The following is a 19,494-nucleotide window of genomic DNA, read 5'->3' on the forward strand; positions in this document are numbered from 1 at the left end:
CTCAGTTTTGCGCGATCAGTGGCAGTTCAACCATTTCGGGTGTGACAACACTCCCCGGTCGTGCCCGGATGACGCCCTCGATAACAATAACTTCCGATCCGTCCAATCCATCTCGGATAACCCTATAGCCGTCAATCCTCGGGCCGGGACGCACGGGTACCGGCGTGACATTACCCGCGTCATCAACGGTCATCACCAATCGCCGGTTTTGGTCGGAAACAATCGCCGCATCGGGGACAAGTATCCCCTCGTAAGGCAGCGATCCGGGCACGTTAACCCGCCCAAAAAGCCCTGGTGTCAGTATTTCATCCGGGTTTTCCAGCACGGCGCGCACCCGCATGGTGCCGGTTTCATCATCAATCCTGTTTTCCGAGAAGTCGAGATATCCCTTTTGGGGCGGAATCGTCTCGTCAGAGACAGAGACCGTCACTTCAAGTTTACCGCCCCCTTCTTGAAGCGTCGCGCCCCGCGCACGCGCATCGCGTGCATAGGCCAAAAAGTAACGTTCATCGATATCGAAAAAAAAGTAGATCGGATCCGAAGAGACGATCGATGTCAGCATCGTGTCGTTGGCCAGGACCAGATTGCCTGGATCGACTTCCGCCTCATCAATGCGTCCAGACATTGGCGCCTTGATTTCCGAGTATTCCAGATCCAACTGCGCAAGCTCAAGCGCAGCGCGGGTCTGTTCCAACGTACCTTGCGCCGCCAAATAGGCCTCCCTACGCGAGTCCAGCGAACTTTGTGCAATGTTGCCGTTGGCAATCAGGGACTCGGCGCGTTGCAATTGCTCTTCGGCAAAGTCGTATGTCGCCTGAGCCACGTCAATTTGTGCCTGTGATTGCCTAAGCACAGTCCGGAACTGCCTTTGATCAATCGTGAACAGCACCTGGCCCTTTTCGACCAGACTGCCGTCAGCAAAATGCACTTCTTCCAGATAACCTGTCACCCTTGCGCGCACCGAAACATCCGCACGCGCTTCAAAACGCCCTACGAATTCATCGTCTTCGACGATTGTTTTGACCACCGGATGCGCCACCGTCACCGGTGGTGGTCCTTGCTGGGCACCGACAGAGGAGGCCAGAAAGACCGCGACCAATGCGACTAATGTACGTGCGAATTTTTTCATTGCTCAACCGGCTTGATTGTTTTTCGAGTCTCCTAAGGTGAATTTTTTCAACCACTTAGAAGCAGGGAATGCCACTCAAGGAAAACGTTAACACGTATCATTCTGGACACAAGCCCTCTTTGAATAGCGCGGCGTAGATTCTCCACCACGCCATAATAATAAGACCCATTGATATGCAACCGCACTCTGCGAGATCAGCGGAACTGCGTTTGCCTGCAACGCTGAGAGCAGAATTTCTGCACGTGATGTGCAGCGGATTCGTCTAAGGGAGGATTCAATGAAAAAAACGTTCTTAAATAGCTTGTCTGTTGGTGCACTTGTTGCTGTTGCGGCCAGTGCGTCCTATGCAGATGGTCATAGCGCACCGTTGAAAGTCGGCGTTCTCGCTACTCTTGAAGGAACCTACACGGCGCTTGGTGAAGATGGTATCCGCGGGCTTAAAACAGCGCTTGCAACGCTTGGCAATGAAACCGGGGGTCGTGAAATTGAGCTGATCATCACCTCGACGGATACCACACCGGATTCAGCCGTGCGCGGCGCGCGCAAGCTGGTCGAGCAGGATGGCGTCGATATTGTGCTTGGACCGTTGTCCGGAAGCGAAGGCATCGCGATCCGGGATTATTCGAAAACCCAACCTCAGGTTACCTTTATCAACGGCATCTCTGGCGCGATGGAAACCACCTATGTGACGCCATCAGAGAACTTTTTCCGCTTTAACACGGATGGTTCGCAATGGTCTGCTGGCCTTGGCGAATATGTATTCAACGAAAAGGGCTACGAAACAGTTGCAACAGTTGGCGAAGACTATTCGTTCATCTATACGCAGGTCTTCGGGTTCGCGACGGAATATTGCGCTGCAGGCGGTGAAATAACCGAGCGGCTTTGGGTACCACTCGGGACAAAAGACTTCGGTTCGATCATCGCGGCTCTGCCGGATGATGTTGACGCGATCTACCTGGGTCTTGGCGGCGGCGATGCTGTCAACTTTCTCAACCAGTACCAACAAGCTGGCGGTGACGCGAACTTGATCGGCGGCTCGATCATGGTCGACGGGACAGTGTTGAACTCGAAGGGATCGGCCAAGGACGCTTTGGTGGGTGTACCTTCTTCTGGACCACAGGCCGACACATGGGACAACGAAGCTTGGCAGGCCTATGTGAAAAAGTATCAGGATACCTTCGCACCGGAAGATCGCTTCCCAAGCCCCTCACTGTTGGGCACCGGTTACTACAACGCCACAACTGCGATGCACATCTGTGTCGGAGAAGTTGGCGGTGATTTAAGTGACGGACATGCGGCGTTCAGAGAATGCTTGACCAATCTGGAACTGGATGCGCCAAACGGAAAAATCACATTGGATGGCAACCGGCAGGCGATTGGAACAAACTTCGTGACCGAAGTCTTCGAACAGGACGACGGCACATTGGCCACCAAATTGGTGTCAATGAAAGAAGGCGTCACCCAGACATTAGGTCTGAGCAAAGAGGCATTTGATGCCATAGGTTTGCCTGGACGCGATGTGCCTGAGTGCAAATCATCTTATTGATGAAACTTCTCTGACATCCAGGCCGCTCGATTAGCAGCCTGGATGTCATTCTCAACTTTTTCTTTCCCCGCCAGCGGTGCCCGACCATGACGCTGATCACATATCCTGTGCGCGCCCATTTTGCGGACGGCGTGCTCGAAGAGGCGCTCCGATCAGAGCTCGAGACCCATCACTTTGACGCGCCCCTAATTATCGGGGAAGAGGCAGAATTGGGCAGCGAATTCTCTGAGCGTTTGTTTTCAAGTTTTCCGCGCGCGTATCGGCCGGAGCACTATATTATTGCGGCGGGCACCAGTAAGGCCGATGTTGCCCAAGGAGTACTTGAGCGCGCCCGACAAAAGACCCCCAATGTGCTCATTGCCTACGGATCTGCTCGAGCGATCGAATACGCTCGTAAGTGCCGACATGTTTTGAAGCATGATCGAATTTCTGGGACCAAAGTCGATCTCTTTGCGATACCCGGCGTTGACGGGTTGCCAGGTCCTTGTCGCAAGGGGTGCCGACCCGACGAGGTTCCTTCCGATCTTTCCGTGCGAACGGGTCTACCCTCTCTTCTGATCTGCGACCCAACAGTTACCATGGGCGCCGATCCAGCCGATAGCGAGCGTGCGGCCGTAAAGACGCTGGTGCAATGTTTGGAGGCGTATTTGTCAGCTGCCTTCAATCCACCTGCTGATGGCATGGCGCTTGATGGGTTGCACCGGGTGACTCAAATGCTGCCCCGACTGGAGAATGAAACCATAGAGGTGCGCCGCGATCTCATGGCCGCCGCATTTAACGCGATGTTGTGCCAACAAAAAGGTGTCGGACCAGCTCAGGTCATTGGCGAGGCTCTGCAAACCATCCACCACGGAGACTTGAATGCGAATATCGCCGCAAGTTTGCTCTTGCCCGGCGTATTGCGATCGCAGTCTTTGACCAAGGAAAAACGTGAACTTGCCCGCAAGATGCTGAATTTCAGTGATGGAACGCATCTGCCGGAAGGTCTGGCCCATCTTCTGAAGGATGTTCAGATGCCGCAGTCGCTGTCCGCACTGGGAGTCACGCGAAGTGACATGGCTCAGGTGGCGCAAGACCTGTCGGATCGGTTGACCTTGCCGGTGCAAAGAGGTGGCGGCGATGTCATGGAAATTATGGAGGCCGCGTTTTGAAGCCACTTTTTATTGGAGGCGAACGCGTTACGACCTCTTCGGCTGTCGAGAATGTTAACCCCTCTGACATTTCAGATGTTATTGATACATATGCGCAGGCCGGCGTGGCCGAAACTCAAACCGCGATTCAAGCGGCACGGGCGGCGTTTGAAGGGTGGGCGTTTTCGACACCGCAAGAACGACATGATGTGTTGAAAACGACTGGTGACGAAATCATCGCTCGCAAAGACGAACTGGGAACCCTGCTGAGCCGGGAAGAGGGCAAAATCTTGTCCGAAGGCATTGCAGAGGTCACGCGTGCCGGCCAGATTTTCCATTTTTTTGCAGGCGAAGCGCTGCGCCAAACCGGTGAAATTGTCGCTTCCGTACGGCCGGGTATTGGTGTGGAAATCACCCGCGAACCAATAGGTGTTGTGGGTGTTATTACACCATGGAATTTTCCCGTGGCGATACCCGCTTGGAAAATCGCACCCGCACTTTGTTTTGGCAACACAGTCGTGTTCAAGCCGGCTGAACTGGTGCCGGGCAGCGCTTGGGAACTCACTGACATTCTGCACCGCGCCGGGTTGCCTGAAGGCGTACTTAATCTGGTAATGGGTCCCGGTTCCGTGGTTGGTCAGACCATGTTGGACGATCCTCGCATAGATGCCATCACCTTCACAGGGTCACAAGCCACCGGTGCGCGGGTGGCCCAGGCCTGCGTGACACATATGCGCAAAATGCAACTCGAAATGGGTGGGAAAAACCCGTTGGTTGTCTTGGACGACGCTGATTTGGATGTCGCGATCGAAGCGGCTTTGAACGGCGCCTTTTACTCAACAGGCCAACGTTGCACCGCATCCTCGCGTCTGATCGTCACACAGGAAATTCACGGTCGTTTTGTCGATGGTCTGAGCCAACGCATGCGGGGTCTGAAAGTCGGGCATGCTCTGGCCGCCGATACCCAGATCGGGCCCGTCGTGGATGCGACTCAGTTGGCACAAGATCTCGAATACATCGACATCGCTTGCCGTCAGGGGGGCTCTTTGCGCGGCGGTAACTCGAGTATGACCCATGAGACTCAGGGATTCTTCCTCGAACCCGCGTTGATTACCGAAACAGTTCCCGAGATGCGGATAAATACCGAAGAGGTGTTCGGTCCGATCGCCTCTGTCATTCGGGTGCGGGACTATGAAGAGGCGCTTCACGTGGCCAATGATAGCACCTATGGATTATCGGCGGGCATCTGTACCACCAACCTGAAATATGCCAGTGATTTCAAGCGTAAAGCCGAGGCTGGCATGGTGATGGTAAACCTGCCCACCGCGGGCGTGGACTATCATGTTCCTTTTGGAGGGCGCAAAGCTTCCAGCTATGGCCCGCGCGAGCAAGGCAGCCATGCGCGCGAGTTTTTTACGACGGTCAAAACCGCCTATACCGCTCCCTAAAGGCTTGTGTCGAAGCCTGCGCAGCATCTCCTTAAATATCTCAAAGTATGATTTTTGCGCGTAAACACTTGCTTATTGATCGTCATCTGTGCCGCACTGTGGGTCAGTCAAGCGCCCGGACAAGAGGTGCTGGCTGATGTTTGGGAGGACATCATGAGCCATGCAATCGCAGTTTCACATGGAGAGTTCGGCCGCGCCGCCCTCTACAAACTGAACAAACCAATCATTACGCATGCCCACCGCGAGGGGCATTTGATCTTTTACGTCGACGGCACGCCCAACTCGGTGACCGTGTCCGATGAGACCCATCCGAACAACCCTGAGTTCGCCACTGCAGTCAGCCCGTGGGCGCCGCACAGCTACAACCAGCTTGAAAACGGCGAAACGATCTGTCTAACGCTTTACATCAAGCCAATGTGGTTTCTAGAGAACAGTGTGTCAGCCGAATATGCACTGAATTTTGGATCTACACGCCTCAGGATCACACCTGCGATTTCGGACCTGACCAAACGCCTAACTGCACATCTTTTGGAAGAAGAAGTGCATTCGCAATTTGATAACCTGCTCTATTGCCTAACCCGGGAATGCTTCGACTGGTCGTGGAAAAACACCAACGACAGCCAGATGCGCAATGTAAGCGGTCGGTTCAGCGATTTTCGCGTACGTAAATCCTTGCGCGTGATGCAGGAGCGAATGACGGAAGATGTGGAGATGGAAGAACTGGCACGCACGGTTGGACTGTCGCGGCCGCATTTCTTCAAGTTATTCAAACAGCAATTGGGCGTCACGCCAAGCGTCTACATGAACACGCTGCGCTCAGAACAAGCCATCGACGATCTTTTGACCACCGACAAAACAGTCACCGATATTGCTTTTGATCTCGGTTTTTCGAGCCAAGCCAGCTTCACGCGATTTTTCTCGTCAAACGTCGGGATCGCGCCAAGTGAATACCGGCGCGTGGCCCATGTCAGCGGCTCCACTTTTGCGATGATGGGCCAACCGACAAGACTTTCAGGTATGCCGAGTTAGCCCTTCTCGCACTACCCTGTTGCAAAGGACGCCGCAGTCTTTTGACTTGAACCGGCGCGTAGGGAGGACATCATTGATCTGTCTGTATTGCAGCAAGCCTGCTCGCGGTAAGCGTGTGCCAAAGGTATACCTGTGAGGGATTTCGCCCAGACGCACCCATGGTGGACCGCTGTGCTGGTTGTCGTAGCGGCGGTCCTGCTATGGCTGATCTTTGCCATTTGGCCACCGGGGCTAATCGACGTCATCGGCCGCAAGAAAGTCTTCCTGAACGCGCTCTTTAACGGCATCACCCTTGGCGGTCTCTATTTCCTCGTGGCCTCTGGGTTCACGCTGATCTTCGGCTTGATGCGAAACGTGAATTTGGCTCATGGCTCGCTCTATTTGTTGGGGGGCTACGTCGGTTTCTACGTGGCTGATGGAACCGGTATGTGGCTTCTGGCTTTCCCGGTCGCATTCATCGTCGTCGCCTTTTTCGGTGTATTGCTCCAGATCCTGATCTTTCGCCGCATGGAAGGGGACGATTTGCGTCAAACTCTTGTGACCATTGGTATTTCCATTGTGATGGCAGATCTGATGCTTTGGGGGTTTGGTGGGGATTTTTTCAACATTTCGCCACCTAAATGGCTGTCGGGACCGCTAGAGACGTTTTTCGTCACCGGTGTGAAACGCTCCTCGGGTGAGCTGATTTACATGAAGTACCCGATGGTACGCATCGTGATTTTTGCGGCCTCTGTGGTGGTGGGCGTGGGCATGTGGCTGGCTTTAAACAAAACCCGCATCGGCATGATGATCCGTGCAGGGGTTGATGACCGCGATATGCTTTCGGCCACCGGGTCGCGTATTCAATTGGTGTTTGTTGGCGTTTTCGCCTTTGGTGCCGGTCTGGCCGGTATTGCGGGCGTTGTGGGCGGGACTTTTCAGTCCGTGGCACCCGGCGAGGATATTCGCTTCTTGCTGGCCTCCCTCGTGGTGGTGATCGTGGGCGGTATGGGGTCAATCCCGGGTGCAGCATTGGGCGCACTTCTGATCGGTCTGGCGGAACAATTCGGGTCCGTCTATTTCCCGACCTATGCTGTTGTCCTGACCTTCCTGATCATGGTGATCGTACTGGCATTCCGGCCTCAGGGCCTGATGGGACGGTCTTGAGATGAGCATCGCAGAGAACCACCCCGCGCAAATTCCAGACCAACGGAATTGGGTCGAACGCATCCCCGCGCCCTATTGGATTGGCGGTGTCATCTTGCTGATCATCCCCAGCTTTGCGTCCAACTTCGTGATGTATCAGATATTTGGTTGGACGTTCATTCTGGGTATGATCGCGCTGAGTCTGATGTTTCTGGGCGGGTACGGCGGCATGGTCAGCCTTGCGCAGATGACATTTGCAGGCCTGGCAGGGTACCTGGTTGCGATCTTCGGTGACAGCGCGATCAGCGAGATATCCATGGGCATGCCTTGGTGGCTGACGATCCCGCTTGCACTTTTGTTGACGGTGATTTTTGCCACAGCAATCGGCTGGTTGGCGGTGCGTACTGAAGGTATTTACACCATCATGATCACCCTGGCGATCGCGGCGGCCTTTTTCTACTTCACCCGGCAGAATTACGATCTATTCAACGGATTTCAGGGCTTTAACGGGGTTTTCCCACCAGAGCTTTTCGGCGTGGACTGGCGGAGCCCCAGAGCCTTCTACTACATGTCGCTCTTCTTTGCGGTACTGAGCTACGCAAGCGTTCTATATATCTCACGCGCGCCTTTCGGACTGGCCCTGCAAGGTGTGCGCGACAACCCGCGGCGAATGGCAGCCCTGGGCTACAATGTGACCGCACACCGGGTTGCCGCCTATGCACTTGCCGCCATCCCTGCCGGTGTCGGTGGTATCCTTCTAACTTGGCAATCTGCCCAGATATCCCCCGGCACGGTTGGCATTCAAGCCGCCATCGACATCTTGGTCATTGCGGTGATTGGTGGTCTGTCCCATCCCATCGGTGCCTTTCTGGGCGCTTTTATCTATGTGCTTTTGAAAACTTTTGCCATCGACGTGTTGATCGCTCTGGGCTTGTCGGGAGAGCGGTTCCAGCTGCTGGTAGGGCTGGGGTTTCTGATCATTGTACTCTTTTCTACAGACGGCCTGTTGGGACTATGGAAACGCCTTAAGGAAAGCCGCAACAAAGATCCCCTGACCGGACGTGACAGCGGAGCGCCGCTATGAATGTAGCTGCAACAAATGTCGCAGACCGGATGAAATCCACCGGGACGGAACATGCGCTTGAATTGCGCGACGTGTCAAAAAAGTTTGGCGCACTTGTTGCACTTGCTGATATCAACATGACTGTGCATCCCGGCGAACGGCGTGCTGTGCTGGGCTCGAACGGTGCAGGAAAAACAACTCTGTTCAATTGCATTACCGGGGATTTCTCTCCCTCTTCGGGCGCCATTCGTTTCTTTGGCGAGGACGTAACCGCCTTTCCCGCGCAGGAGCGCATTCGCCGCGGTTTACGCCGTACCTATCAGATATCACTGTTGTTTCATGGGCTCACCGTGATCGACAACATTTATCTGGCCTGTCGTGGGGTGTCGCGCGGCAGGTTCTCCCTGATCCGGCCGCGCTGGGATGATGCGCTGATGGCCACTGCGCGGGACCTTGTGCACATGGTGCATCTCGACGGCGTGCAGGACACAATGGTCAGCGCCCTAAGCTACGGCCAGCAACGTCAACTTGAAATTGCCATGGCGCTGTCGGGCGCTCCGCGTTTCATCCTGTTTGATGAACCCGCTGCGGGGCTTAGCCCAACCGAACGCTCCGAGTTGATCGAGATTTTGACCGGCCTGCCCGCTCATGTTGGCTACATCATCATCGAGCATGATATGGATGTGGCCCTGCGCGTCTCGGACACGGTCACGATGATGCACAACGGGCGCATTTTCAAAGAGGGTAAACCCGCCGAGATCGAAGATGATCCCGAGGTACAGGCGCTTTATCTTGGGGGCGGCGAGGATGAGTAGCCCAACTCTCGAGATCAAGGACCTCAACGTCTATTATGGCCAGTCGCATGCCTTGCAAGGGGTGAACCTAACTCTGGATCACGGAGTGCTCTCGGTGGTCGGGCGCAACGGTATGGGCAAGACGACCATGTGCAAGGCGATCATGGGCTTGGAGCCGACAGCCGCCGGATCCATCAGTTTCAAGGGCCAGTCCCTCGCGGGTCTTGGGCCTTCTGAAATCGCGCGGCTTGGCATAGGCTATGTGCCGCAAGGACGCCGGTTGTGGAAATCCTTGACCGTCGATGAACACCTCAAGCTGGTAGCCACCAAAGGCGGTAGTTGGACGCCGGAACGGATCTATTCCGTGTTCCCACGACTTGCGGAGCGCAAATCAAATGGCGGCGCACAGTTGTCGGGTGGTGAACAGCAGATGTTGGCCATTGGGCGGGCGCTTTTGCTGAACCCCAAACTGTTGCTGATGGATGAGCCGACAGAAGGGCTGGCTCCGGTGATCGTGACCCAAGTCCAAGAAATGCTGATCCGTCTCGGTCAGGAAGGCGACATTGACGTGCTGGTGATTGAGCAGAACATCGGCGTCGCCTGTGCGGTGGCGGAACAGGTCGCCATCATGGTCAACGGCAAAATCAACCGGCGCATGGATGCTGGTGTGTTGGCTGCGGATCGGGACTTGCAACAGGCGCTTTTGGGTGTGGGGCGTCATGCCCATGACGAGACACCGGAGCCTGGACAAACCACGCAACCCGCAACCGATGAACAGCACCACAAAGGCCCCATAAAGCTATATCTGTCTAACCCGAAGGTTCCCACCCGGTGGACGCCGCCTGTTCCGGTTCATGTGATCGAAAACGCCGCCTGCACCGTCACGCAGGTTGCCAGTGTTCAGCAAGCAGCACCTACGCGCATCGATACCGCGAAAAACGGGACGGTTTATGTTTGCGGGACATTGGACACCAAGGGTGACGAGCTGCGCTTCATGCGTAATATCATCAAGGATCATGGTGTCAGGGTTGCTCTGGTCGATCTCTCTACCTCCGGCAAGCCATCGGGCGCGGACGTGCCGCCGCACGCTGTGGCGGGTTTTCATCCACGCGGCTCCACCGCGGTTTTCACCGGAGATCGCGGCACCGCCGTTGCAGGCATGACCCTCGCATTCGAGCGCTGGATGACTACGCGACAGGACATTGCGGGGTTGATCGGTGCCGGTGGATCTGGCGGCACAGCGCTCGTGTCTCCGGCCTTTCGTGTGCCGCCCGTGGGGGTTCCCAAGTTGATCGTCTCCACCGTCGCAAGTGGCAACACCGAGCAATACGTCGGGCCTTCCGACATCACGCTGATGCATTCGGTGGCGGATGTTCAAGGCATCAACTCGATCACCCGCGAGGTCCTGGGAAATGCGGCACATGCTATTGCAGGGATGGTCAAAGCCCGACAGCACCCGCGCAAGGCCGATACCGACATGCCCGCGGTCGGTATCACGATGTTTGGCGTGACGACGCCCTGTGTTCAGCAAATCGTTTCTGATCTCGAAAAAGACTACGACTGCCTCGTGTTCCATGCCACTGGAACAGGTGGGCGATCCATGGAAAAACTACTGTCCTCCGGAATGCTCTCAGGCGTCTTGGACCTGACCACCACCGAGGTCTGCGACATGGTCTCCGGCGGCGTTTTTGCGGCGGATACCACCCGTTTTGACGCGGCTGCCCAAAGTCACCTGCCGTTCATTGGTGCATGCGGCGCACTGGATATGGTGAATTTTAACGCCCCTGATACAGTGCCGGCCCAGTATCAAGGGCGGTTGTTTTACGAGCACAATCCGCAGATTACCTTGATGCGCACGACCGTTGCCGAAAATATCGAGATGGGTCGTTTTATCGGTGAAAAGCTGAATAAGATGAATGGCGTTGTGCGGTTTTTCCTGCCGGAAGGCGGGGTCTCCGCGTTGGATGCACCAGACCAAGCCTTCTGGAACCCCGAAGCGGACCAAGCGTTGTTCAAAACTCTTGAAGAGACCGTGCGCGCAACTTCTACTCGGCAACTCATCCGAACACCGCACCACATCAATGACCCCGAATTTGCAGCGCTTGTGATCCAAACTTTCCGGTCGCTTCACACGCAACCCCGATATGCCAAAGGAGCCTGATCCATGATGGACCGCACCAAACTAATGCAGAAATTCCGCGCCATGCGCGACGCTGGCGAGCCGATCATTGGCGGGGGCGCTGGAACCGGGCTATCTGCAAAATGCGAAGAGGCAGGCGGTATTGACCTGATCGTGATATACAATTCCGGACGCTACCGTATGGCAGGGCGCGGATCGCTCGCTGGCCTGATGCCGTATGGTGACGCAAACGGCGTGGTGATGGAAATGGCGGGAGAGGTGCTGCCGGTTGTCAAACACACACCCGTTCTGGCAGGCGTCTGCGCCTCTGATCCTTTTCGTTTGATGGATAAGTTCCTTGATCAGGTGGCGGACGCCGGGTTTTCCGGTGTTCAAAACTTCCCAACAGTAGGACTGATTGACGGCAACTTCCGTGCCAATCTGGAAGAGACTGGTATGTCCTACCAACTCGAAGTCGACATGATCGCTGCCGCCCATAAAAAAGGCCTGCTGACCACGCCTTATGTGTTCAGCGAGGCCGATGCCAAAGCCATGGCCGCAGCTGGTGCCGATATCATCGTGGTGCATCTGGGGCTCACGACCGGCGGGTCCATCGGCGCTGAAACCGGCTGTACTCTCGAACAGGCCCCGGCATTGACCGACGCCTGGGCAAAGGCCGCGCTGGACGTAAACCCAGACGCCATTGTGTTGGTTCATGGCGGCCCCGTCGCGATGCCGGAGGACGCCGAGTATGTTTTGAAGAACACTAAGTATTGCCACGGGTTTTACGGCGCGTCCTCGATGGAACGCTTGCCGACCGAAGTCGCCCTGACCGCGCAAACCAGGAAATTCAAGGAAATCGGCCGCTAAGCCGAAGGAGGACATGTCATGACCGGAGAACTGATTGGACAGCTGATTTTGTGGCTGATCATGGCGGTAATCGTCGTTTTCATCCTCTACTGGGTGATGAACTGGCTCTATCGTCGGTCAACCAAAGAGGTTGCTTTTGTACGTACCGGATTTTTGGGTGAAAAGGTTGTGATCAATGGCGGCGCGTTTGTCTGGCCGATCATTCACGACATAACGCCGGTCAACATGAACTCGCTCGATATGAACCTGGTGCGCTCGCGTGAAAACGCTCTGATCACTAAGGATCGCATGCGCGTGGACGTCGACGCGTCCTTTTATGTGCGGGTAAAACAGGAGAAAGCATCTGTTGCCCTCGCCGCCTCAACGCTAGGGCGCCGTACGTTGGAACCTGAACGTATTCACCAATTGCTGTCAGGTCGGTTCATCTCAGCGCTGCGCACGGTGGCCGCGGAAATGACCATGGAAGAGCTGCACATGCAGCGAAACGACTACCTCAACCGAGTGGTCGAAGTGGCCCAGGAGGGACTAAACGCCAACGGTCTGGAGCTTGAAAGTGTCGCGGTTCTGGACATTGATCAAACAGATATCGAGTATTTCAATCCGTCCAACCGGTTCGATGCCGAAGGTCTGACCTCGGTTATTGCGGCAGTCGAAGAGCGGCGCAAGCTGCGTAACGACATTGAGCAGGACACAATGATCAAGATCCGCGAGCGCAATCTGGAGGCGGAGCGCAAATCTCTCGATATCGAACGCGCCTCGGAATCTGCACGGCTTGATCAGGAACGCGACATTGAGTTTCAACGGGCACAGCAAAGGGCAGAATTGACACGGGAGCGTGCAGAACGGGAAAGAGATGCGGAACAGGCATCGCTTTTGTCGAAGGAAGCCATTGAGACGTCGCGCATTGCCAATGAAGAACAGATTGCCGAAGCCCGCATCGCCTCTGAGCGTAAAATCCGACAGCAAGAAATTGCACGCCAGCAAGTGATTGATGAGGCCGAAATCGCCACCCGAGAAACCGTCGAAAAGGCACGTATCTCGCAGGAGCGGGTTCTGACGGAAACGCGGATCAAGTCAGAGAAAGATACTCAGGCCGCTGATATTGCGGCAAAGGAGACAATCGAGAAGGCGCGAATTTCGCAGGAAAAAAACCTGACAGAGGCGCGGATTGCCCGAGATCAAGAGACCCAAAGCAAAGAGATAGAGCGTCAGCGGATTGTCGATGAGGCCGATATCTCTGCCAAGGAAGTGATCGAAAAAGCGCGGATCGCACAGGAGCGGTCTGTGACGCAAGCGCGGATTGAATTGGAGCGCTCAACTCGCGAAAAGGAGATCGAGCGCAATCTGTCCATTGAAGAGGCCGAAATCGCCTCGCGTGAAGCCTCTGAGCGGTTGCGTATTGCTCAGGAACAGAACATCAGCCGCGAACGGATCAGTTCCGACAAGGCAACGCGCCAACTCGAGATCGAACGCCAGAAAATTCTGGAAGAGGCTGAGATTGCTTCGCAACAAGCCACCGAGGCCGCCCGCATCGCTCGGGAGAAAACTCTTGCCGCAGAGCGCATTGCGTCTCAACAAACCACCCGGGCGCTGGAAATTGAACAACGCAAGGCACTCGATCAGGCGGAGATTGCCGCACATGAAGAGACCTCGAAAGAACGCATTGCGCAGGAAGAGCGCATTCGCGCGTTGGAAATCGCCCGCAACCGGGCCGTTGAAGAGGCGGAGATTGCCGCCCGCGAAAAGGTAGAAAAAACGCGTATTGCGCAGGAACGCGTGTTGGCGGTTGATCGTATTGAAGCGCAGGAGAAAACCGAAGAACGCGACGTGGCGCGGACCCGTGCGCTGGCCAAGGCGGAAACGGCAAAGGCCGAGGCCATTGAGGCCGGACGCATTGCCAAGGAAAAGAAGGTTGCTGCAGAACGCATCGCCTACGAGCAGGACATACGTGAGCGTGAAATTGCCAAGAACCGTGCGGTTGATGTGGCCAATCTGACCGCTCAGGAAACGGTGAATGCCGCCCGGATCGCGGAAGAGGCCAAAACCCGCGCGGCTGAGATCGAGAAAGAAGCAGAAGTGCGATCCCGCGAGATCGAGAAGAATGAGGCGGTGGAGGCGGCCGAGATCAGTTCCCGTCGTTTGGTGGACAGCCAGCGGATCGAGAAAGAGGCGGAGACAACTGCCGACAAAATCGCGCGCGATCAGAAAATCCGTGACCTGGAGATTGCCCGCAACAAAGCCCTGGATGCGGCACAGATTGCAGCAGATGAGGCGGTAGAAGCAGCACGTGTCGCAAAGGAAAAGACAGTCGATGCCGAACGCATTCTGGCCGAGCAAGAAATCGACACCAAGAAGCTGGAGCGCAAAAAAGCACTGGAGCAACTGGAAATCGCACGGGTGCAGGCCCTGCGCGAAGCAGAGATTTCCAGCCAGGAAGACGTAGAACGCGCCAAGATCGCCTCCGAGCGCGGGTTGGATGATGCGCGCATTGGTCATCAAACCGAACGCAGACGTTTGGAAATTGGTCGCGAGAAAGCGGTTGAAGAAGCAAACATGGAAAAAGCCATCGCGCTCTACCAGAAATCGCTGGATGAAAGTGCGGCAGCGGTTGAAGCGGAAAACGCACGCGCCCGTGCGGTAGAGGCGGCCGAAAAGGTCAAAACCGCCACCGATACAGAAATCGCATCCCGGCAAAAGGTCGTGGGTGTTACCGCCGCCGAATTGCAGGCGGAGCAAAAACGCATTGCTGCAGAAGCCGAGAAGATCCGCGCTGCAGTCGAAGCCGAAGCTGCGCGTCTTATCAACGAGGCCGAGAACGTGCTCAGCGATGAAGCCCGGCACTCTCTCTTCAAACGCAAAATGCTGGAGCATGTCGAGGGCATTGTAACAGCCTCCGCCAAGCCGCTGGAAAAGATCAACGACATCAAGATCATGCAACTGGGGGGTTCTGGCACCCAAGGTCTCGATTGGGCCAATGGCGGAGGTGGACAGGGCGGTTCAGGCGGTGGCGGTTCAAGTCCCACGGACGAGGTGATGAATTCCGCCTTGCGCTACCGAGTACAAGCGCCGTTTGTCGATAGCTTGCTGACCGATATCGGTATTGACGGTTCCAACATCGCCAAGTCGGATATTTTCCGAAACGCCTCTGACATGACCCGGTCAACCTCCGAAATTGCCCGTGCCAAAGCACAGCAAAAGAAGGATGAGAAATAATGGCGCGCGTCTTTGTGTCGAGTGTGATCAATGCGTCGGCGGAAGCAGTCTGGGAAAGGGTGCGGGATTTCAATGCGTTGCCCAAGTGGCACCCACGTATCCGGGACAGCCGGATCGAAGATGCTCTGCCCTCCGACAAAGTCGGTTGTATCCGCAATTTCAACTTGCAGTCGGGCGACACGATCAGGGAGCAACTTTTGGGGCTCAGTGACTATGATATGTTTTGCACCTACAGCATGCTCGAAGGACCAATGCCGCTTTGGGACTATGTCGCCACGCTCCGGCTCACTCCAGTCACCGATGGTCCGCGTTGTTTCGCAGAGTGGTCCGCAGAGTTTTCCTGTGATCCGAGTGATTAAGCCGATCTGGTAGGCGGTGTCGGCACGAATGTATTTCAGGGCGGCTTTGATGCGCTCAAACGTCATTTCGGAGGCTGAAATGGTCACGGTTACCCGCAGCACCATTCTCGACGCACCGCTTGAGGCAGTTTGGGAAGAACTGCGCGACTTTAACGGTCATGACCGTTGGCATCCCGCCGTGGCTGACAGTCAGATTGAAAGAGGTCGCGATGCTGACCGCGTTGGGTGTATACGCAAGTTTCATCTGGAGGACGGCTCAGAGCTGCGCGAGCAGTTGTTAACCCTCTCGGATATGGAAACCGCTTTCAGCTATTGCCTGCTTGAAACGCCGATCCCGCTTTTCAACTACGTGGCACATGTCCGGTTGGTACCCGTCACCGACGGTGATCAGACGTTTTGGGAATGGCAATCCAAGTTCGACACGACCACAGGCAAATCCGATGACATGGCGGCCCTTGTTGGCAATGACATTTATCAAGCCGGGTTTGATGCAATCCGGTCTCATATGGGGCTGACCTGATGTTGAGCGTAGAAACCTACTCTTCCATGACGGAAGCTGCCGCGCATATGCGAGCCACCTCGCAATATCTGGCGGGCGGTACGTTGTTGATGCGCGCCGTCAATTATGGCGATCAAGGGTTCGACAAGATCCTGCGCGTGGCGCAGGTGGACCGCGAGATCTCCCAGGAAAGCGGGCGTATTCGTATCGGGGCGGGCGCCACGATGCGCGATGTCATGGCCGCGCATGATCTTGACTTTTTGCACCCTGTGGCGCGGCAAATCGGCGGTCCGGCCATTCGTAACATGGCGACGGTTGGCGGAAATCTCTTCGCCCCGCACCCCTACGGCGATTTTGCTACGGCGTTGCTCGCGCTTGATGCGGAAGTGATCTGGGTCGACGGGCGTATAGAACCTATTGATAGCTTTTTTTCGACGCGCGGCGCCCAGCGCGGATTGGTGCAGGCCGTGACGCTTGCGCGTCCCAATCGGGGGGATTTTCGCTGGTCCAAAGTCAGCCGCGTGAAACCCAAGGGAATATCCGTGATGGCCATAGCCGCCTGGCTGCCGGGCGGTGCGCGGCCCACCAACACACGTCTGGCCTTTGGCGCAATGGGGCCAACGCCCTTGCGGGCCAAGGCCGCCGAAGCCGCCCTCAATAATGCCCCACTCGACGAGACAGGCATTGGTGCGGCACTTGCGGTTTGCACGCAAGATCTGCAACCACAGGACGACCCGCTGGCTACTGCATGGTACCGCCGTGAGGTGGCCCCGGTTCATCTCAAACGTCTTCTTTTGAACGGGGGGCGGTGAGCAATGGCCAAACGACCCATACAGTTTCATTTGAACGATGCCGAGACAGCCCTGTTTGTCGATGAGGGTGCCAATCTGCTGGACGTGCTGCGTCGTGGCGCGGGCGATCTGACACCCAAACATGGATGCGGTCAGGGCACTTGTGGCGCTTGCACAGTGCTCATAGACGGAGACGTGCATCTCAGTTGCCTGACACTCGCCGAAACAGCAGATGGCAAAATGATTGAGACAACAGGGGGTCTGGCGACCGGGCCGGATCTGCATCCCCTGCAAGCCGCCTTCATGGAAGGATTCGCTGCACAATGCGGGTTTTGCACCGCTGGCATGTTGATGGCCGCCAAGGCTCTACTGGCTTCCAACCCCAACCCGATGCGTGAAGATGTGGCCGAAGCAATCAGCGGAAATCTGTGCCGGTGCACGGGGTATGAGCCGATCATTGACGCGATCTTGACCGCTGCGGCGCGTCTGCAAGGGAGGACGGCCTGATGCCCATCGAGTTTCGCAAGGATCTCTTTGCCGATGAACGGGACGACACGCTGAATGAGATCGGCAAACCCACGATCAGACAAGATATTCTGGGCCATGTCACCGGGCGCACGCCGTATTATGACGATCACCTTTTTGACGGGCTGCTGCATATGCGCGCCGTCCGCTCCCCGCATCACCACGCACGAATCCGATCAATCGATACAAACGCCGCCCAAAACATGCCCGGTGTGCGCCGCGTTGCCACCGCCAAAGATGTGCCCAATAATCTCAACACCCTATTGTCATTGATCGGATTTGGCAGAGATGACGAACCGCTCTGCGCATATGACAAAACCCGGTACAAAGGCGAGGCGGTGGCCTGGGTCATTGCCGATACCGAACGACAGGCCCGCGATGCGGTGGCGCAAGTTCAGGTGGATTACGAAGTCCTGAACCATGTACTGGACCCTGAAGAGGCCTTGGCCCCAAATGCACCTGTCGTCAATGACATCTACCCAAACAACACCTTCGACTATCACGGCAAGTATGATCACCAGAAACTGCGTTTTGGCGACGTTCAAAAAGGCTTCGCCGAAGCCGATCACATTATTGAAGCCGAATACCAGATGTCGCCCATCGAACAGGCCCCGATCGAAACATGTGGCGCCATCGCAGCCCCTGAACAAAATGATCGGTTTGTTTGCCATACCAACACCCAGGCGCTGTTCTTCTCGCTTGGAACGACGGCCAAGCTTTTGGATATGCCCTCTTCGCGTTTGCATTTCATCGGTGGCACGGCGGGTGGTGGCTTTGGCGGCAAGGTGGATTCCATTGTCGAACCCACCGCCGTGTTGGGGGCCGTGCTGACAGGACGCCCGGTGAAATTTGCCTGGGATCGTGAAGAAGAAATGCAGGTCGGTGCGCCGCGCGGGGCGGAACGCTGGCGGATCAAGGATGGGGTGATGAACGACGGGCGGATCGTGGCCCGTGAATTCACCGGGTTCTTTGACAGTGGCGCTTATATTCGCCTCAGTTCTTACGCGATCATCAAGGGGACAGGGCATTTGCCCGGGCCCTACACAATCCCCAATGTTAGCTCCAACGTGTTTTGCTGCATCACCAACCGTACGCCCGCTACGGCAATGCGCGGATTTGGGATCACGGGTGTCGATTTCTCCATCGAGGTTCAGATGGACCGGGTGGCTGAAAAGATCGGCATGAACCCGATCGAGTTGCGCATCAAAAACGCCTACCGCGACGGCGACATGAAAGCACATCGGCGGGTTGCGAAAAACACGGCTTTGATCGAATGCTGCCAGGTCGCCGCGGGCAAGGCGGGTTGGGCAATTTCTGGCGATGCGCAGGCGGCTTCGTCACGCGCGAGCGGCGGCACCGCAGAACGTGCGCACATCCCCGAAACAGTGACAGATGAAGAGGGCAAAATTGGAGAACGCCGCGCTGGTCGTGCGCCGTCCACGGCACCTGCGTTGCAAAGCACCGGGCGCGTCGCCGCCGGAACCGCGTCAGAGGCCGTGGTTGCGGCTCCTGTCCAACGCGAGGACATGCAGATTGCCGCGGAGCGTATTGGTCACAAGATCAGCAGTGGCACTGGGGGCCTTCCAGATCCAGCGCCTGAGCAATCGCCGGGTACAATCATTCCACCCCGGGCAGCCTCTGCGCCTGCACCAACGCCGGTGCCGCCTGCCCCGGTATCTCCGTCAATGGCCCAAACCGCTTACCGATACACACCACCGGAACCGGCCAGATCTGAACCCGAACCTTCTCCTCCACCGGCAGAGACGGAGCCCTATTCGCCTGAAAAACCCTTTTCGCGTGGCGTCAACAAACCGGGCGTGTCGCGGTTCCTGTCCGGTTCAAGGAGGAGATAGG

The 19,494-nt window shown here is 56.3% G+C and carries 16 protein-coding genes; 15 read left to right on the forward strand and 1 reads right to left on the reverse strand.

Annotated elements, in window-relative coordinates:
• Window position 1 precedes the first annotated feature (1 nt).
• Window positions 2-1,129, reverse strand: a complete 1,128-nt coding sequence (locus AB8B75_RS03270) for an efflux RND transporter periplasmic adaptor subunit (protein ID WP_405359799.1) — start codon at window positions 1,127-1,129, stop codon at window positions 2-4.
• Between the two features lie 277 nt (window positions 1,130-1,406).
• Between AB8B75_RS03270 and AB8B75_RS03275 the strand changes: the two genes are divergently transcribed.
• From AB8B75_RS03275 to AB8B75_RS03345, 15 genes are all read left to right on the forward strand, one after another.
• Window positions 1,407-2,675: an ABC transporter substrate-binding protein gene (locus AB8B75_RS03275; protein WP_405359801.1), complete on the forward strand. Its 1,269-nt coding sequence runs from the start codon at window positions 1,407-1,409 to the stop codon at window positions 2,673-2,675.
• An 86-nt stretch (window positions 2,676-2,761) separates the two neighbouring features.
• The gene (locus AB8B75_RS03280; protein WP_405359803.1) at window positions 2,762-3,826 is read left to right on the forward strand and encodes an iron-containing alcohol dehydrogenase; all 1,065 of its coding nucleotides are present in this window, start codon (window positions 2,762-2,764) and stop codon (window positions 3,824-3,826) included.
• Window positions 3,823-5,253 carry an aldehyde dehydrogenase family protein gene (locus AB8B75_RS03285; protein ID WP_405359805.1) on the forward strand — a complete coding sequence of 477 codons (1,431 nt, stop codon included), beginning with the start codon at window positions 3,823-3,825 and terminating at the stop codon, window positions 5,251-5,253. Before AB8B75_RS03280 ends, AB8B75_RS03285 begins: the two co-directional genes overlap by 4 nt.
• 153 nt (window positions 5,254-5,406) lie before the next feature.
• Entirely contained in the window at window positions 5,407-6,282 is an 876-nt protein-coding gene (locus AB8B75_RS03290; RefSeq protein ID WP_405359807.1) for a helix-turn-helix domain-containing protein, read from the forward strand.
• A gap of 132 nt (window positions 6,283-6,414) precedes the next feature.
• Entirely contained in the window at window positions 6,415-7,428 is a 1,014-nt protein-coding gene (locus AB8B75_RS03295) for a branched-chain amino acid ABC transporter permease (protein ID WP_405359809.1), read from the forward strand.
• A gap of 1 nt (window position 7,429) precedes the next feature.
• Entirely contained in the window at window positions 7,430-8,491 is a 1,062-nt protein-coding gene (locus AB8B75_RS03300) for a branched-chain amino acid ABC transporter permease (protein ID WP_405359811.1), read from the forward strand.
• Window positions 8,488-9,285 (forward strand): ABC transporter ATP-binding protein, encoded by a 798-nt coding sequence (locus tag AB8B75_RS03305; RefSeq protein ID WP_405359813.1) that lies wholly within the window; start codon window positions 8,488-8,490, stop codon window positions 9,283-9,285. The genes AB8B75_RS03300 and AB8B75_RS03305 overlap by 4 nt, the downstream gene beginning before the upstream one ends.
• Entirely contained in the window at window positions 9,278-11,425 is a 2,148-nt protein-coding gene (locus AB8B75_RS03310; protein ID WP_405359814.1) for an ABC transporter permease, read from the forward strand. Before AB8B75_RS03305 ends, AB8B75_RS03310 begins: the two co-directional genes overlap by 8 nt.
• Window positions 11,426-11,428: 3 nt before the next feature.
• Entirely contained in the window at window positions 11,429-12,253 is an 825-nt protein-coding gene (locus AB8B75_RS03315; RefSeq protein ID WP_405359815.1) for a phosphoenolpyruvate hydrolase family protein, read from the forward strand.
• Window positions 12,254-12,271: 18 nt separating this feature from the next.
• Window positions 12,272-15,466 (forward strand): flotillin domain-containing protein, encoded by a 3,195-nt coding sequence (locus tag AB8B75_RS03320; RefSeq protein WP_405359817.1) that lies wholly within the window; start codon window positions 12,272-12,274, stop codon window positions 15,464-15,466.
• Window positions 15,466-15,825: an SRPBCC family protein gene (locus tag AB8B75_RS03325; protein WP_405359819.1), complete on the forward strand. Its 360-nt coding sequence runs from the start codon at window positions 15,466-15,468 to the stop codon at window positions 15,823-15,825. The genes AB8B75_RS03320 and AB8B75_RS03325 overlap by 1 nt, the downstream gene beginning before the upstream one ends.
• Before the next feature lie 49 nt (window positions 15,826-15,874).
• Window positions 15,875-16,345: an SRPBCC family protein gene (locus tag AB8B75_RS03330; RefSeq protein ID WP_405359821.1), complete on the forward strand. Its 471-nt coding sequence runs from the start codon at window positions 15,875-15,877 to the stop codon at window positions 16,343-16,345.
• Window positions 16,345-17,136 (forward strand): FAD binding domain-containing protein, encoded by a 792-nt coding sequence (locus tag AB8B75_RS03335; RefSeq protein ID WP_405359822.1) that lies wholly within the window; start codon window positions 16,345-16,347, stop codon window positions 17,134-17,136. The genes AB8B75_RS03330 and AB8B75_RS03335 overlap by 1 nt, the downstream gene beginning before the upstream one ends.
• 3 nt (window positions 17,137-17,139) lie before the next feature.
• Window positions 17,140-17,622, forward strand: coding sequence for a (2Fe-2S)-binding protein (locus AB8B75_RS03340; RefSeq protein ID WP_405359823.1), 483 nt, complete (start codon window positions 17,140-17,142; stop codon window positions 17,620-17,622).
• Window positions 17,622-19,493 (forward strand): xanthine dehydrogenase family protein molybdopterin-binding subunit, encoded by a 1,872-nt coding sequence (locus AB8B75_RS03345; RefSeq protein ID WP_405359824.1) that lies wholly within the window; start codon window positions 17,622-17,624, stop codon window positions 19,491-19,493. The genes AB8B75_RS03340 and AB8B75_RS03345 overlap by 1 nt, the downstream gene beginning before the upstream one ends.
• The last annotated feature ends 1 nt before the right edge of the window (window position 19,494 follow it).

The organism is Roseobacter sp. (genome assembly GCF_045106495.1).
Taxonomy (GTDB): Bacteria; Pseudomonadota; Alphaproteobacteria; order Rhodobacterales; family Rhodobacteraceae; genus Roseobacter.